16 protein-coding genes are annotated in these 14,698 nt (G+C 64.6%); 5 read left to right on the top strand and 11 right to left on the bottom strand.

Translation table 11 applies throughout. The features are described from left to right. Positions 1-4: 4 nt before the first annotated feature. A complete protein-coding gene (locus LQ232_RS01240) occupies positions 5-760 on the bottom strand; it encodes a Crp/Fnr family transcriptional regulator (protein WP_230177853.1) in 756 nt (251 codons plus the stop codon). Between the two features lie 149 nt (positions 761-909). On the opposite strand from LQ232_RS01240, the gene LQ232_RS01235 reads away from it, so the two are divergent. Further along, complete coding sequence (locus tag LQ232_RS01235; protein ID WP_230177851.1) at positions 910-1,233, top strand: HigA family addiction module antitoxin; 324 nt, start codon at positions 910-912, stop codon at positions 1,231-1,233. 78 nt (positions 1,234-1,311) lie between these two features. On the opposite strand, the gene LQ232_RS01230 is transcribed toward LQ232_RS01235, so the two are convergent. The 5 genes from LQ232_RS01230 to LQ232_RS01210 all read right to left on the bottom strand — a co-directional run bounded on the left by LQ232_RS01230 (position 1,312) and on the right by LQ232_RS01210 (position 5,385). Then, on the bottom strand, positions 1,312-2,811 hold the full coding sequence (locus LQ232_RS01230) for an AMP nucleosidase (RefSeq protein ID WP_230177849.1): 1,500 nt from the start codon (positions 2,809-2,811) through the stop codon (positions 1,312-1,314). Between the two features lie 63 nt (positions 2,812-2,874). Beyond that, a complete protein-coding gene (locus LQ232_RS01225) occupies positions 2,875-3,315 on the bottom strand; it encodes a biopolymer transporter ExbD (RefSeq protein ID WP_230177847.1) in 441 nt (146 codons plus the stop codon). 17 nt (positions 3,316-3,332) lie between these two features. Then, positions 3,333-4,004: a MotA/TolQ/ExbB proton channel family protein gene (locus LQ232_RS01220; protein ID WP_230177845.1), complete on the bottom strand. Its 672-nt coding sequence runs from the start codon at positions 4,002-4,004 to the stop codon at positions 3,333-3,335. Next, positions 4,001-4,822 (bottom strand): 4-hydroxy-tetrahydrodipicolinate reductase, encoded by an 822-nt coding sequence (gene dapB / locus LQ232_RS01215; RefSeq protein ID WP_230177843.1) that lies wholly within the window; start codon positions 4,820-4,822, stop codon positions 4,001-4,003. Before dapB ends, LQ232_RS01220 begins: the two co-directional genes overlap by 4 nt. 20 nt (positions 4,823-4,842) lie before the next feature. Next, positions 4,843-5,385 carry an outer membrane protein assembly factor BamE gene (locus LQ232_RS01210; RefSeq protein WP_230177835.1) on the bottom strand — a complete coding sequence of 181 codons (543 nt, stop codon included), beginning with the start codon at positions 5,383-5,385 and terminating at the stop codon, positions 4,843-4,845. A 181-nt stretch (positions 5,386-5,566) separates the two neighbouring features. On the opposite strand from LQ232_RS01210, the gene fur reads away from it, so the two are divergent. Then, positions 5,567-6,028, top strand: a complete 462-nt coding sequence (fur, locus tag LQ232_RS01205; protein ID WP_230177833.1) for a ferric iron uptake transcriptional regulator — start codon at positions 5,567-5,569, stop codon at positions 6,026-6,028. Positions 6,029-6,045: 17 nt separating this feature from the next. On the opposite strand, the gene hprK is transcribed toward fur, so the two are convergent. The 4 genes from hprK to LQ232_RS01185 all read right to left on the bottom strand — a co-directional run bounded on the left by hprK (position 6,046) and on the right by LQ232_RS01185 (position 9,631). Next, positions 6,046-7,023 (bottom strand): HPr(Ser) kinase/phosphatase, encoded by a 978-nt coding sequence (gene hprK / locus LQ232_RS01200; protein ID WP_230177825.1) that lies wholly within the window; start codon positions 7,021-7,023, stop codon positions 6,046-6,048. Positions 7,024-7,030: 7 nt separating this feature from the next. Beyond that, entirely contained in the window at positions 7,031-7,501 is a 471-nt protein-coding gene (locus LQ232_RS01195; protein ID WP_230177823.1) for a PTS sugar transporter subunit IIA, read from the bottom strand. Between the two features lie 298 nt (positions 7,502-7,799). Then, positions 7,800-8,159 carry a ribosome hibernation-promoting factor, HPF/YfiA family gene (hpf, locus tag LQ232_RS01190; RefSeq protein WP_230177821.1) on the bottom strand — a complete coding sequence of 120 codons (360 nt, stop codon included), beginning with the start codon at positions 8,157-8,159 and terminating at the stop codon, positions 7,800-7,802. Positions 8,160-8,368: 209 nt separating this feature from the next. Then, the gene (locus LQ232_RS01185; RefSeq protein ID WP_230177819.1) at positions 8,369-9,631 is read right to left on the bottom strand and encodes an MFS transporter; all 1,263 of its coding nucleotides are present in this window, start codon (positions 9,629-9,631) and stop codon (positions 8,369-8,371) included. Between the two features lie 42 nt (positions 9,632-9,673). Here LQ232_RS01185 and LQ232_RS01180 point away from each other — a divergent pair, with 42 nt between their 5' ends. Further along, on the top strand, positions 9,674-11,482 hold the full coding sequence (locus LQ232_RS01180; protein WP_230177818.1) for a PglL family O-oligosaccharyltransferase: 1,809 nt from the start codon (positions 9,674-9,676) through the stop codon (positions 11,480-11,482). Between the two features lie 576 nt (positions 11,483-12,058). Here LQ232_RS01180 and moaC read toward each other — a convergent pair. After that, the gene (gene moaC, locus LQ232_RS01175) at positions 12,059-12,532 is read right to left on the bottom strand and encodes a cyclic pyranopterin monophosphate synthase MoaC (RefSeq protein ID WP_230177815.1); all 474 of its coding nucleotides are present in this window, start codon (positions 12,530-12,532) and stop codon (positions 12,059-12,061) included. A 112-nt stretch (positions 12,533-12,644) separates the two neighbouring features. On the opposite strand from moaC, the gene LQ232_RS01170 reads away from it, so the two are divergent. Both LQ232_RS01170 and LQ232_RS01165 read left to right on the top strand, forming a co-directional pair. Next, on the top strand, positions 12,645-14,324 hold the full coding sequence (locus tag LQ232_RS01170) for a M48 family metalloprotease (protein ID WP_230177813.1): 1,680 nt from the start codon (positions 12,645-12,647) through the stop codon (positions 14,322-14,324). Between the two features lie 134 nt (positions 14,325-14,458). Further along, complete coding sequence (locus LQ232_RS01165) at positions 14,459-14,659, top strand: hypothetical protein (RefSeq protein ID WP_230177802.1); 201 nt, start codon at positions 14,459-14,461, stop codon at positions 14,657-14,659. Positions 14,660-14,698: the final 39 nt, after the last annotated feature.

Below are 14,698 nucleotides of genomic sequence, written 5' to 3'. Positions count from 1 at the left end.
CTCGTCAAGGGCCGCCCTCCTCCAGCCCACTCCACAAAGCCGCGTCGAAGTGGCCCGCCATGGTGGCCAGCGCCTTGGCATCCAGGATTTCAATCTCCGCGTAATGCACCGCGATGACGCGATCAGCCGCCAGGGACTTCAAGGCCTTGTTGATCGTTTGCCGTGACACGCCCAGCATGCGTGCCAGGTATTCCTGGGGCAGGCGCAAGCGCTTGCGCAAGGTGGGTTGCACGGCGTGCCCGTAGCTGGTGGCCGCGAACACCAGGCGGCGCGCCAACTGCTGTTCAATGGCCATCGATGCACTGTCCTCGGCCGCCATCAACATCAGCCTCAACTTGCCACACGCCAGCCGGGCGATGTCGCGCCAGTATGGGGGGTTGGCGTCCAGCCAGGGCTCCAACAGGGACTGCGGTATCACCAACACGGTGGAATCGGTGTCCGCCACGGCGTCCTGGCTGCGCGGTTTGCGGTCGATCAGCGCGATTTCTCCCAGCCACTGGTAGGGCTCCAGGTAAAGGGACAGCCGGTGCGTGCCATCTCGCGGATTGATGGACCCCACCTTGAGCGCCCCGGCCACCACACAGCACAGGCCACCATGGTCTTCACCTTGTGAAAACAAGGTCTCGCCCGGTTTGAGGGACCACAGCCGGCCTCGCGCCAGCAAGCCCTCCTGCAAAGCCTCGGGGCAACTGGCAAACCAGATGTGCGATCGCAACGCGGGCATCAAGCTGGGCGGAACTGGATCAGTACGGCGGTTCATGAACGTCGGGCGTGTCAATTCTGTGGCAGACTCAAGCGCATCCCCCGAATGGGTTAGATGGATTGCATGCAAACTGTACCGATATTGACAGTCGCCGCGCCCGCCAGCCCCTAGGATGCACCTCAGTATCTTTCAAAAAGCCGACCATCATGAGCAACTCTGAAGCCGTACACCCTGGCGCCATCCTGCGCAGTCAATTCATGGCACGCCACGGTTTGTCAGCCAGCGGGCTGGCCATTCGGCTGCACGTGCCAGCACCCCGCGTGAACGACATCGTGCGCGAGCGCCGCGGCATCAGCCCAGATTCGGCGCTGCGTCTGGCCCGATTCTTCGGCACGCCTGCCCAGTATTGGATGGACCTGCAAACCGCTTACGACCTGAAAGTGGCTGCTCAATTGGCTGGCGAGCAGATTCGCCGCGAAGTGCTGCCGGTGGCCGACTCGGTCCACTCGATGGACACCGTCGCCGCCTGAAAAAGGCTGCAGGAAGGGTTCCGCTTGCGGTAACCCGGCCCGGTTAAGCACTCGCCTAACCCGGGCCCGCCGATTCGGTCACTGAAACGCGACCTCGGCAAAGCTGCGCAGCTTGCGGCTGTGCAACTGCCCCGCGCGGTTGCCCCGCAGGCGCTCGATGGCCCGCAGGCCAATGCGCAAGTGCTGGTCCACCCGCTCGCGGTAAAACTGGTTGGCCATGCCCGGCAGCTTGAGCTCACCATGCAGGGGCTTGTCGCTCACACAAAGCAAGGTGCCGTAGGGCACGCGGAACCTGAAGCCGTTGGCCGCGATGGTGGCGCTTTCCATGTCCAGGGCCACGGCGCGGCTTTGGCTGAACCGCCGCTCCGGCCCCCGGTGAGGCAACAACTCCCAATTGCGGTTGTCGGTCGATGCCACGGTGCCCGTGCGCATGATGCGCTTGAGCTCGTAGCCATTGAGCTGCGTCACGTCGGCCACCGCGCCTTCCAGGGCGAGCTGGATTTCGGCCAAGGGCGGGATCGGCACCCACAAGGGCAAATCTTCGTCCAGCACATGGTCTTCGCGCACATAGCCGTGGGCCAGCACGTAGTCGCCCAGTTGCTGCGAATTGCGCAGGCCGGCGCAATGGCCCAGCATGATCCAGGCGTGCGGGCGCAGCACCGCGATGTGGTCGGTGATGGTTTTAGCATTGGCCGGGCCCACGCCGATGTTGACCATGGTGATGCCACTGCGGTCGGCCCGCATCAGGTGGTAGGCCGGCATCTGCGGCAGGCGTGGTGGCACGGCGCCCTTCAGGTCGCCCGCCTCGGCGGGCACGCCCACGCGGCGCGTCACCACATTGCCAGGCTCGACAAAGGCGATGCAGTCGTCATCGTCACGGGGGTTGGCCGGATCTGGCGCCCGCTGCATCAGCTCGTGGCCCATGCGCACGAATTCGTCGATGTAGAACTGGTAGTTGGTGAACAACACGAAGTTCTGGAAATGCTCGGGCGAGGTGCCGGTGTAATGGCGCAGGCGGTGCAGCGAGTAGTCCACGCGCGGCGCGGTGAACAGGGCCAGGGCACGTGGCCCACCGTGGCTGGTCTCGTAGGTGCCGTTGGCAATGCCATCGTCCATCGACGCCAGGTCGGGCAAGTCGAACTGGTCGCGCAACAGCAGGCGGCGGTCAGCCGGCAAGGTGCCTTCGAGGTGGTCGTTCTCGGCCAGCGAGAAATGCACCGGGATGGGCTCATTGCTCAAGCCCACTTCCAGCGACACGCTGTGGTTCTTGAGCAGCAGGTCCAGTTGCTCGCGGTAGTAGTCGGCGTACAGGTCCGGCCGGGTCAGCGTGGTCTCGTAGATGCCGGGGCCGGCCACGAATCCGTAGGACAAGCGGGAGTCGGCACGCGCCACCGTGTCGGTCTGGATGCGCACGAAAGGGTATTTGGCACGCACATGTTCTTTGAAAGTCTCGCCGCCAACGAAACGCTGCAATGCGTCACGCAGGTAATTGATCTGCGAATCGTAGAGCTCGTTGATTCGGGCCAAGGCGGCTGGGGCGTTGTCGTAACTCTGAGTCTGGAACTTCGGGGCGTCCATACCACTCCTGGGCAGCAGTCAATACAGCCCCATTGTGCGCCAGCGCACGCACCGGCATTGTCGTCAGTGCCCGACACCTTCAGGGGCACCCGCCTTGGCCTCGGTGACAAAGGCGATGCGGCTGAGGCCCGCTTGTTGCAGCAGGCCGATCAGCTCGGCCACGCGGCCGTAGGACACGGCTTCGTCGGCCCGCAACTGCACTTCGGTGTCGGCGCTTTGGCGGGCCGCTTCCTTGGCCTGGGCAACCAGGCCCGGTGCGGTTACCACGCTGTCATTCAAATAAGTTTGGCCATCGGCCGACAGCGAAATCATCAGGCTGTGCGGCGTGGCATCCGACTGCTTGGCATCGGCCTTGGGCAGATTCAGCTTGAGGCTGGAGGTCATCAAGGGCGCAGTCAGCATGAAGATCACCAACAGCACCAGCATGACATCGATCAGCGGCGTCATGTTGATCTCGCTCATGGGCTGGGCGCCCTGGCGTCGTTCAAGTCGGCCGAATGCCATGGTGTGCTCCGAAGGGCTCAGGCGTCCGAGCCGGCGCCACGCGCGGGGTGGCCCAGCACGGCTTCGCGCAGGTCGTGGGCAAAACCTTCGAGGTCGGCTTCGCAGGCCGACACGATCTTGCCGAAGATGTTGTAAGCCAGGACGGCCGGGATGGCCACGGCCAGGCCGGCAGCCGTCATGATCAGCGCCTCGCCCACGGGGCCAGCCACCTTGTCCAGGCTGACCGAGCCATCGTTGCTGATGCCCATCATGGCGTGGTAGATGCCCCAGACCGTGCCCAGCAGGCCTACGAAAGGCGAGACCGCACCCACCGAGGCCAGCAGCACCTGACCGGCTTGCAAACGGGCCAGCACCTCGTGCAGGCTGTCGCGCAAACGGCGGGTCAGTTGCGCCTCGGGCTGCACCTGGGCTTCCAGGCTGCCTGGCTGCGAAACCACCTGGGCGGCGTCGACCAGCGGCAAGAGCACGGCCTCGCGGTCCAGCGGCTGCAGCGTCTGGCGGGCCGAGGCCAGGTCAGTGGCACGCCAGAAGGCCGGCACGCCGCGGGTCAGGTCATGGCGGGCTCGGGCCAGCATCCAGCCCTTCCAGAAGATGACCACCCAGGCGCCCACGGACATCAGCAACAACAGGGCCGCCACCGCCTTGGAAATGATGTCCCCCTGTGCCCACAGATGAGACAAACCCGTCATGGCGCCAGTTCCAGCACGTCGTTCATGCCAAACAGGCCATGTGGCTGGTTGGCCAAAAAGCGCACGGCGCGCAAGCTGCCCTGGGCGTAGGTGGAGCGGCTGGACGATTTGTGCGTGATCTCGATGCGCTCGCCAATGCCGGCGAACAGCACGGTGTGGTCGCCCACGATGTCGCCGCCGCGCACGGTGGCAAAACCGATGGTGCTGGGATCACGCTCGCCCGTCACGCCTTCGCGGCCATAGATTGCGCAGGATTGGAGGTCGCGCCCGATGGCCTCGGCCACCACTTCGCCCATCTTGAGCGCCGTGCCGCTGGGGGCATCGACCTTGTGGCGGTGGTGGGCCTCGATGATCTCAATGTCGTAGCCCTCTTTGAGGGCCTTGGCGGCCTGGGCCAGCAACTTGAGCACCACGTTGACACCCACGCTCATGTTGGGCGCCATCACGATGGCGATGTCGCGCGCGATGTCACGGATTTCAGCGAGCTGGTCGGGGGTGAAGCCGGTGGTGCCAATGACCGCCTTGACGCCCAGTTCACGGCACACCTTGAGGTGGGCCAGCGTGCCTTCAGGGCGCGTGAAATCGATCAGGAAGCGCGCGCCCTTCAGGCCGGCACGCAGATCGGCGGTGATGTCGATGCCACTGCGTTGCCCGGAAAACGCCAGGGCGTCGATGCCGATGGCCGGGCTGCTGGCGATGTCCAGGGCGCCGCCCAGGGCGCAGTCGTCGGCGGCTTGCACGGCCTCGATCAGCATGCGGCCCATGCGGCCCGAGGCGCCTGCGATGGCAATCTTGTGAATGGCTTGGTCTGTGTTCATGTTTTTGGTGGGCTGGTTTTTCAACGGCCTGTTTCCAGCGGAGGGTATTCGCGCACCGCGCCTTGGGGGGCCTTGCGGACCTCGTCTGTCTTGGGGGGCACGGGCAAGGCGGCCACTTCGGCCTCGGTCAGGTTGGCCGGTGGTTTCTTGAGTTCGGTGGGCTTGTCGATCGAGGCCACGAACTCGTGTTCACTGGGCAAGGTATCGGCGTCAAAGCGCTCTACCGCGTCGCCCTTGAAAAACACCGTGACGCGGCGCTGCTGGTCGGGCACGCCTTGGCGGTGGATCGTGAAAACGTAGTCCCAGCGATCAGCATGGAAGGGGTCGGCCAGCAGGGGCGAGCCCAGGATTTCGCGGACCTGGCTGCGGCCCAGTCCGGGCTGGATTTGCGCCATCACCTCTTGGGTGACCACATTGCCCTGGACCACGTCGATGTGGTAGGGCTGGATCACGCCAAACAAGGTTTCGGGCGAGCTCCAGCGGGTGCCGCAAGCTGACAGCGCCAACAAGGACAGCACGGCCACAGGTGCCAACACGGATCGGTAAGTCACGGAAATCAACATGGCATCAACGCCCTTGGAAAGGAGCCAGACAGTGTGCATCACAAATGCTCGATCCGCCCCGCCAGCGCGGCAAGGCACCGTCCGCATTGGCCCCACATTGGCTTGGTCCGGATTGAATCGATATCATTAGCGATTCTAGCGGGGGCCAAAAGCGCCCTCGCCGATTGCCGGAGCCCGCCCCATGCCCACCCACGCCGAAGAACTCAAAAGCAGCGGACTCAAAGCCACGTTGCCCCGCATCAAGATCCTGGAAGTGTTCCAGCAGTCGCCCCAGCGCCACCTGGCCGCGGAAGACGTGTTCAAGGTGCTGCTCAACGAAGGCTCGGACATTGGCCTGGCCACGGTTTACCGTGTGCTGATGCAGTTCGAACAAGCCGGCATCCTGTCGCGCAACCATTTCGAGACCGGCAAGGCCGTGTTCGAGCTGAACGAAGGCAAACACCACGACCACCTGGTCTGTGTGGTGTGCGGTCGCGTGGAAGAGTTTTTTGACGCCGAGATCGAGCAGCGGCAGCAGGAAATCGCCAAGGAACGCGGCTATGTGCTACAGGACCACGCCTTGTCGCTGTACGTGGTGTGCAACCGCGAGGGTTGCGCCGGCAACAAGGTGACCTTGCCCCGAGGCGGCCACCACCACGCCTGATCCGACCGGCCAGCGGGTCAGCCCTGGCCGTTGTTGCTGCTGCTTCGGTCCAGCGCGCGCTGGTGGCGCTCGATGAATTCCTTGTAGGTGTCGATGCCCCGCAGTTGCAGCACGGTGTTGCGCACGGCGGCTTCGACCAGCACGGCCAGATTTCGGCCAGCGTCCACCGCGATCACCGCCTTGCGGATGGGGACGGCCATGATCTCTTCGAACAAAGGCTCGTAGGGCAGGCGTTCGAACTCGCGCTCCATCGTCTCTTTGCGAACCAGGTGGACGATGAGCTTGAGGCGCATCTTGCGGCGCACCGCGGTCTCGCCAAAAATGGATTTGATGTCCAGCAGGCCAATGCCACGCACTTCGAGCAGGTTTTGCAGCAGTTCGGGGCACCGCCCTTCGATGGCGGTGCGGGAGACGCGGTAGAGGTCAACCGCATCGTCGGCCACGAGGCCATGCCCGCGAGAGATCAATTCCAGGCCCAGTTCGCTCTTGCCCAGGCCTGATTCGCCCGTCAGCAACACACCCAGGCCCAGGATGTCCATGAACACGCCGTGGCGCGTGAGGCGTTCGGCGAAATGCTGGGTGAGGTAGGAGCGCAGCACGTCGATCACGTGGCCGGCGGGCTCGGAGGTGACAAACAGCGGGATGCCGGCACGGCCACACATGGCCACCAGGCGGTCGGACGGCGCTTGGGCGTCGGCCACCACCACCACGGGGGGCTCGAGGGTCACGATGCGCTGGATGCGGCGCTCCTGGTCTTCAGGGGTGGAGCTGTTGAAATAAGCCGCCTCGCGCCTGCCCACGATCTGCACCCGGTAGGGATGGATGTAGTTCAGGTAGCCCACCAGGTCGGCGGCGGACTGCGCGGCCTTGACGGCTTCTTCGTCAAATCGGCGCTCGGGGTGAGCGTGGCCGGCGATCCATTCCCAGTGCAAGGCGGTTCGGTTGGCTTCAAACAGCGCTTCCGCGCTGATCACGGCAAGGTCTTTGGCACTCATCCGGGGCTCAGGCCACCGATTTGAGCGGTTGCCAACGCTCGATCAATTCGTGCACCTTGGCGGCGTCGCCTTCTGTCTTGAGCCGTTCGCGCAGTTCGCGGTCGGACAGCAACTCGGCGATCTCGGAGAGGATTTCGAGGTGGCGCTGAGTAGCGGCCTCAGGCACCAGCAAGAAGATCAACAGGTTGACGGATTCGTCGTCCGGGGAGTCAAAGGGGATGGACTGCTTGAGCCGGATCACGGCCGCCAGGGGGTTTTTCAAGCCCTTGATGCGCCCGTGGGGGATGGCCACGCCATGCCCCAAACCGGTGGAACCCAGGCGCTCGCGCGCAAACAGGTTGTCCGTCACGGTGGCCCGCGCGATGGCGTGATGATTCTCGAACAACAGGCCGGCGTGCTCGAACACACGCTTCTTGCTGCTGGCGTCCAGATCCACGACCACTTGGCTGGCAGGAAGGATGGCGGAAAGTCGATTCATCTTGATACAAGCGGGGGCGACGGTTGGAACCTTGACCCCCACCCCCGGGACGGATGAGGGGCGGATTATAGGAACCGAAGACTACTGACCGGGTGTCGCGACACCCACTGATTCAGGGGATTCTGCACCGATTGCTGCAGCGCAGCAAGCACCAAAGTCAACAATTTGACTCTACGTCTGCACCATTTTGCACATCGCATGAAAAACGGCCCCGAAGGGCCGTTAACTTGGTGCTCGCCTGCACGGGCGTCCCACCATCAGGTGGCACCAAGCTGGATGCTGGAGTTGGGCAGGCAGGTCATTGAACAGCGGCGTCCCAGTTGGTGGCGCCTTCATGACGCTTGAATGAGGTGTGGTGGTGGTCTTGCACGCGGTCCTTGTGGCGGCAGACCTGGCGATCAAGCTTGTCCATCAGTTGATCAATGGCAGCGTAGAGATCTTCGTGGGCGGTCTCGACAAAGATGTCCTTTCCTTTGACATGCAAATTGACTTCGGCCTTTTGTCTGCGATCCTTTTCCTTTTGCTTCTCGACACTGAGTAGAACGGTAACGTCCACCACTTGGTCAAAATGTCGGGTTACCCGCTCTAACTTGGTGAGAACGTACTCACGCAAAGCGGCGGTAACTTCCAGGTGGTGCCCACTGATCGTCAAATTCATACTGCATCCTTTCGAGCGCAGAAGGGTTGAGGACATCCGGCTGGCTGCAGCCCTGAAGGCTTGTCAAAAACGGCCAACCAGAAGCTCAGTTTGCGCCCGCCACAGCAAGATGACAAGCCCATGACAGGAGTGTTTACATTGAGAAACCAAGCTCTGTGAACAAACCCCGCAAAGCAGTTGAATCGCGCTGAATAGCGTCTGATTCGCACTCAAATGACAGGGGTTTGTACCGCCTTGTGCAGACGCAATTTACCCACCCACCAGACCATGACCAGGGTAGAAGCCAAGGCCAGCCAGCCGGTGCGGCCGTAACCTTGAACCAGGCCGTCTGGCGTTCGGGAAATGAGCGCCCCACCCAGCCAGGCCGACAAGCCCATCGCACCCGACTGCAAAGCCCCGTTGACGCTCATGAAGGCGCCCCGCATGGCGGGAGGGGGTGCTGCTGTCAACAAAGCCATGCCGGGCACAAGGCGGCCCGAAACGAAAATGAAGAACGCCGTGGTGACCACCACCAGCACAGCCACCGGTACTGCCGGCATGTGCGTCAGGATCATCATGGGCACGACCGCCACCAGGCTGATCACACGGAACACCAACACCTTGCCATGGCGGTCGGCCAACTGGCCCCACAGGCGGGCGGTGAAGAGCGTGGCCACGCCCCCGGCCAGGTAGATCAGCGGCACCTGCTCCTGGCTGAGCCCCAGGTTGGTGGTGGTGTAGATGGTGATGTAGGGGATGATGCTGAAGCTGCCCAGCACCATCAGCGCCGACAGGCCGAAGGCGCGCCAGTGGTTGGCATCGGCCAACACCCGCACCAATTGGTTCAATGAGGAACCGGCCGCCGCGCCCGCCAGGTGCCCCCCCAGGGAGGGCACCACTTTCAGTGCCACCAGCCACACCGGCACGCACACCAGGGCGATGGCGATGAAGGGGCCATGCCAGCCGACCTGGGCGGCCAACCACAGCGAGGCCGGAACCCCGGCCACCGTGGCCATCGAAAACGCCGCCATGACCACGCCCATGGCACGGCCGCGCCGCTCGAATGCGATGGCGTCGCCCACGATGGTTTGAACCAGCGCCCCCAGCACCCCACCGAAAACACCGGCGGCAATGCGGGCGCCCATCAAGCTGCCATAGGTGGGCGCCAAGCCACAGGCCAAGGTGGCCACGGCAAAGCCCGCGTACAACACCAGCAAGGCGCGCTTGCGCTCGAAGCGGTCGATCACCAAAGAGGCCAGCAGGCCCGACACCCCGGCCGCCAGCGAATAGGCCGACACCAGCAAACCAAACTGCGCATCGCTCAGGGCAAACAAGCGGGTGAGCTGGGGCCCCAAGGGCATCATGACCATGAAGTCGACGATGTGGGTGAACTGGACGGCGGCCAGACTCAACAACAGCCAGCGTTCTTTTTGGAGGGTGACGGGTGGTGGTGGCAAAGGCGACATAGCTTGCCAGTCTGCCTGCATTTGCATGACTGGGCCGGGCAGAGGCTTTGCACGCGACACAATACGCGGATGACTTTCAATTTCAAGCATCCACCGGCGCGTGTCTGGCTGCCCCTGGCCTTGCTGGCCATCGTGGGCCCCACTTTGGTGGCCGCTCACGAGCCGCCGTCCGTCACGTTTTACAACCAGGTGCTGGCCCTGTTTGGCTGGGGTTTGTGGACGGCTGCGCTGGCCGGTCCGGTATTGCGGGACCAGGGTCTCATGCCCGCCCGCGGTGGGGCAATGTGGGCCTTGTCCATCATGTTGCTGCTGAACGCTGGCCTGGCCCTGGCGGCACCCTTCGTGAGCGGCCTGCCCTTGGGTTTGGCGATGATGGGCGGGGGCATGGCTTTGTCGGCGCTGCTGGTATTCGTGGTGGCGTGGCGCGTGGGCCTGAGTGACCGGGGTCACGAGGTGTTCGATGTGTTTTGCGAGGCGCTGGCGTGGGCGGGCGTGGCGGGCATGGTGTTGGCGCTGGTCCAGGTGTTTCACCCCGCCTGGGCCGACGGCAGCTGGATCGCCGAGCCCACCATGCCCGGACGCGCAGTGGGCAACTTGCGCCAGCCCAATCATTTCAGCACCTTGCTGGTGTGGTCGTGTTGTGCCACGGCATGGTTGGGTGCCCGGGGCCGCTGGCCGCAAGTCCTGGCCGCCGCGGCCATCGTGCTGATGATCGGGGGCGTGGTGTTCACCGCCTCGCGCACGGGCACGATCGCGATGTTCCTGCTGGCCGTTTGGGGCTGGCGTGACCGTGACCTGCCCAAGCGCTTGCGCCTGGTGCTGATGCTGGCGCCGATCATCTATGGCGCCTGGTGGGCCGGCATGTGGCAGTGGTCGCACATGGGCACGGGCGTGGCCTTTGCTGCCGAAGCACGCCTGCACGATCACAGCGACATCTCCAGTTCACGCTTCAAGATCTGGGCCAATGTGCTGGACCTGATCGCAATGCATCCGTGGACTGGCGTGGGCTATGGCGAGTTCAACCTGGCCTGGACCTTCACGCCGTTCCCGACCCGACCCGTCGCGTTTTTTGACCACACCCACAACCTGTTGCTGCAATGGGCGGTGGAGTTTGGCGTGCCGGTGGCGGTGCTGATGACGGTGTTGAGCCTTTGGGGGCTGTGGGGCTTGGTCGGTCCGGGCTTGAAAAGCACCGAGCCCCAACCCGGCCAGACCTTCGCGGGCACACCGGCCGGGGCCACGGCCGTGATCGTGATGCTGGTGGGCCTGCACAGCCTCCTGGAGTACCCGCTTTGGTACAGCTATTTCCTGTTGCCTGCGGCTTTTGCCTGGGGCATGGGCTTGGCCGCGCGGGCTCGCCAAGCCGCGCCACGGGCGCAGACCCGTCAGGTGGCCGACCCGGGCACCAACTCGGTGTTGCTGACTGGTGCGCTGGCGGTGGCCCTGCTCACGGCCTGGTGCACCTGGGATTTTCAGGCGGCGGCCAACATCTATGCGCCGCGGGAAGGCGCGGGCCCTTTGAGTGAGCGCATCAAGTTTGGCCAACACACCACGTGGTTCGCCTACCAGGCCGACTACGCGGACGTGACGGGCGTGGAAGAGGACGAGCCATCCAAACCCCCGTTGGCCTTCAACCGGACGCTGCACAACCTGGTGGATGCGCGATTGATGATGGCGTATGCACGCTCACTGGCCGAGCACGGCCAGCTCGACAAGGGACGCTATGTGGTGGACCGGCTCCGGGAGTTCCGCAACGCCACCAGCCAGGCTTTCCTGGACGAATGCAAGGACGAGACTGACCTGGCGCAAGCGCCGTTCCAATGCACGCCAGCGGAGCGGGTGTATGACTGGCGCGAGTTGTTGCCGGGCCGGCCCTAGGCTGGTTGACTTGACTTGTTTGTTTGCTTAACGGGGAGCGCGGGGCGCGGGCTGGGGCGGTCTCCGTCAGGGCTTCAGCCTGGTGGTCCCGCTGTTAGCGGGACTGCCTTGCGATGCTCGGGCCGAGGTGGGGCCGTGGAACTCACTGCGCGGCCTTTGGCCGCTGCGTTCAAACAACCACGGCGGTCAGTTGTTGATGCGCGCTGCGCGCGCCCACCTCGGCCCTGCGCTTCTCAGCACCAAGCAGGCGCCCCGCCAGAGACCGCCCCAGCCCTGTTTCGCCCCGCGGAGGACATGCCACGGCCGCATTCGTGCTGCGCCACCAGCGGGGTGGATCAGGGATTCGGCGGAGGCGGGCGGGGCGACTTCGGGGGCGTCGAGGCGCGCAGGCCATGGCGGGTTGCCCCTCGCACAGCGAGGGGTCGGCGAGGACTGTTTGAGCGCGCAGCGCGAGTTCCGCAGCCGCCCGCCGTGGCCGAGCACCGAGAGCAGTCCGCCGCTACGCGGTGGACCGCCACCATAGGAGCCCCGCCCGCCTCCGCCGAATCCCCCACCCCGCGCTGCCAAACAAGACGCTCACCGCTGCCAATGCCCGCTACGCCCCCCCAATTTCTCAACCAGCGCCACATCCGTCATGACCATGCCCCGGTCGGCCGCTTTGCACATGTCATAAATGGTGAGCAGGCCCACTTGCACCGCGGTCAGGGCCTCCATCTCGACCCCCGTGGGCCCCACGGTTTGGGCCGTCACACGGCACAGCACGGCAGGCACATCGGGCTCCAGTTCGAACTCCACCGCCACCTTGGACAAAGGCAAGGGGTGGCACAAAGGGATGAGGTCGGAGGTGCGTTTGGCCCCTTGAATGGCGGCAATGCGCGCCACGCCCAGCACATCGCCTTTGCCGGCGCGGCCTTCGGTGATCAGGGCCAGGGTCTCGGCCTGCATGCGGATGCGGCCCTCGGCCACGGCGCGGCGCATGGTGGCGGGCTTGTCGGACACGTCCACCATGTGGGCTTGGCCCTCGGCGTCAAAATGGGTCAGTTCAGTCATGATGTCTGGGATGTAAAGATCACCCTGCACGCCGAACCAGCATGGCGGCCCGGCACTCAAAGTGGTGACAGACACAGCATACTGCCCTGCGTGGCAAACCTCTCGCGCCCTCATGCCTTTGAAAAAAACGACTTCAGCTGATCGCCCTGCAAAGCACTCGCCCGCCCGCACGCAGGTCTGGTACGCCGCCGCCATCGCTCTGCTGGCCTGGCCGCTGGGCCTGAGCGCCGCTTCAAGTTCAAGCGGCGACATGGGCCTGCCACCGGGCAGCTCGTCGTCGTCCCTGCCCTCCCTGGGTGATGCGGCCGCGCAAACCTTGTCGCCCATGGCCGAACGCCGGCTGGGCGACCGCATCATGCGCTCCATCCTGCCCGACCCGGATGTGATCGACGACCCGCTGATCCTCGAATACGTGAACCAGTCGTGGCAGGCTTTGCTGACCAGCGCACGGCAGCGTGGTGACCTGAACGCCGACATCGATTCGACCCATGCCTGGCGGCCTTTCCTGGTACGCGAGCGCAGCGTCAACGCCTTCGCACTGCCCGGTGGCTACATCGGCGTTCACTTGGGGCTGCTGGCCATGACCACAACGCCGGACGAGCTGGCCTCGGTCTTGGCGCACGAGTTGTCGCACGTCACGCAGCGCCACATCGCCCGCATGATCAGCGAACAAAGTCGCCAGTCTTGGATCAGCATTGCCTCGATGATCCTGGGCGCACTGGCGGTCAGCCGCGCGCCAGCGGCGGCACAGGCCCTGATGACCGGCGGACAGGCCATCGCCATCCAGGGACAGCTGAACTTTTCGCGCGACATGGAGCGCGAGGCCGACCGCGTGGGCTTTGGCGTGTTGAACGACGCGGGCTTCGCGCCCATCGGCATGGCGCAGATGTTCGAGCACCTGCAGCAGGCCTCGCGCCTGACCGATGACAACAGCTACCCCTATCTGCGCACCCACCCCTTGACGAGCGAGCGCATCGGCGAGGCACGTTCGCGCATGGGCACCAATGGCTTTTTGCCCACGGCCGTTGACCACAGCGATGCCCGTGAAATGCTGGTGGCCCAACACGCCTTGATGTCGGCCCGCAGCCGTGTGCTGATGGACCCACGCAGTGTCAGCTTGATGCCCTTGCTCAACACCAGTGTGCCCAAAGGGGCATCCGCCCTGGAGGCCGTGGCCTTGCACTACACCTCGGCCGTGGCAGCGCAACGCCTGAACGACCGAGGCCAGGTGGCCACTTCCCTGAAGCTGGCCCGGTCCGCGGCCACGGGCCTGCCCAAAGCGCAGCAAGCAGAGGTGGAGCGCATCCTCGCGCTGGAAGAGGCCGACACCCTGGTCGATGCCCGCCAGGCCGTGCAAGCCGCTGCCGTTTTGGGCAACGCCGTGACGAGGGGCCAGGGCGCGGTGCGGCTCGACGCCCGGCCCGAGTTGCTGCTGAACGCCCGCATTGCCCTGAACCTGCCCGACGCGCGTGACAACCGCGAGGCCTGGCAAGACGCCGCCACGCGCCTGCAAACGCAGGTCAGTGTCCACCCGGAGGACGCCACCTCCTGGGGCTTGCTGGCCGCCTTGTGGCGCAACTTGGGCCAGCCCTTGCGCGCCGTGCGGGCCGAAGCCGAAGCCACTGCCGCCCTGGGTGATTTGCCAGGTGCCATCGACCGGATAGAAGGCGGCAGCAAGAACGTGCGCCATGCCTCGCCGGCCGACGCCATCGAGCTGTCGGTCATGCAATCGCGCCTGCGCGTCTGGCGCCGCCAGCAACGCGACGACCTGCTGGAAGAAAGCGCACGCTGACTGGCGCGCCCTCTGCGCCAGCGAACAACCCGACGGGGTTTATGGTCATCCTATTGAGAATGAGAACCATTCTCAATAGAATGACCATACTCGATCACGACCCCCTGGTCTGACGCCCTCTCGGAGTTGTTCACTTGAATTCGCCCACCGCCTTGGCCCTGCCTCCCCTTCAGACCAAATTGCTGGACCTGCTGGACGAGGTGCTGGCGCACGACGGTTTCGGGTCGGTTCGCGTGGATGTGCGTCTGCTCAAGCGTGGCCAGAAGGAAGTGATCGTGGACTGCGGCAAGCAGTACCGGTTCGTCGTGGACATCCCTGTCCAGACACCGCGCTGACCCAGCCCAGAGCCCGACGGCGCGAGGCCGTGGGCAATG

This window comes from Aquabacterium sp. CECT 9606, from assembly GCF_918741295.1.
GTDB lineage: Bacteria > Pseudomonadota > Gammaproteobacteria > Burkholderiales > Burkholderiaceae_C > Aquabacterium.
Note: the sequence above shows the minus strand (reverse complement) of the source record. Positions and strands in the feature narration are given on the sequence as shown.

Coding starts and splice junctions, on each gene's coding strand:
- LQ232_RS01240 (WP_230177853.1), bottom strand. CDS start 760: ATGAACCGCCGTACTGATCCAGTTCCGCCCAGCTTGATGCCCGCGTTG.
- LQ232_RS01170 (WP_230177813.1), top strand. CDS start 12,645: ATGCCTTTGAAAAAAACGACTTCAGCTGATCGCCCTGCAAAGCACTCG.
- LQ232_RS01225 (WP_230177847.1), bottom strand. CDS start 3,315: ATGGCATTCGGCCGACTTGAACGACGCCAGGGCGCCCAGCCCATGAGC.
- dapB (WP_230177843.1), bottom strand. CDS start 4,822: ATGAACACAGACCAAGCCATTCACAAGATTGCCATCGCAGGCGCCTCG.
- LQ232_RS01195 (WP_230177823.1), bottom strand. CDS start 7,501: ATGAATCGACTTTCCGCCATCCTTCCTGCCAGCCAAGTGGTCGTGGAT.
- moaC (WP_230177815.1), bottom strand. CDS start 12,532: ATGACTGAACTGACCCATTTTGACGCCGAGGGCCAAGCCCACATGGTG.
- LQ232_RS01220 (WP_230177845.1), bottom strand. CDS start 4,004: ATGACGGGTTTGTCTCATCTGTGGGCACAGGGGGACATCATTTCCAAG.
- fur (WP_230177833.1), top strand. CDS start 5,567: ATGCCCACCCACGCCGAAGAACTCAAAAGCAGCGGACTCAAAGCCACG.
- LQ232_RS01230 (WP_230177849.1), bottom strand. CDS start 2,811: ATGGACGCCCCGAAGTTCCAGACTCAGAGTTACGACAACGCCCCAGCC.
- LQ232_RS01235 (WP_230177851.1), top strand. CDS start 910: ATGAGCAACTCTGAAGCCGTACACCCTGGCGCCATCCTGCGCAGTCAA.
- LQ232_RS01185 (WP_230177819.1), bottom strand. CDS start 9,631: ATGCAAATGCAGGCAGACTGGCAAGCTATGTCGCCTTTGCCACCACCA.
- LQ232_RS01180 (WP_230177818.1), top strand. CDS start 9,674: ATGACTTTCAATTTCAAGCATCCACCGGCGCGTGTCTGGCTGCCCCTG.
- hprK (WP_230177825.1), bottom strand. CDS start 7,023: ATGAGTGCCAAAGACCTTGCCGTGATCAGCGCGGAAGCGCTGTTTGAA.
- LQ232_RS01210 (WP_230177835.1), bottom strand. CDS start 5,385: ATGTTGATTTCCGTGACTTACCGATCCGTGTTGGCACCTGTGGCCGTG.
- hpf (WP_230177821.1), bottom strand. CDS start 8,159: ATGAATTTGACGATCAGTGGGCACCACCTGGAAGTTACCGCCGCTTTG.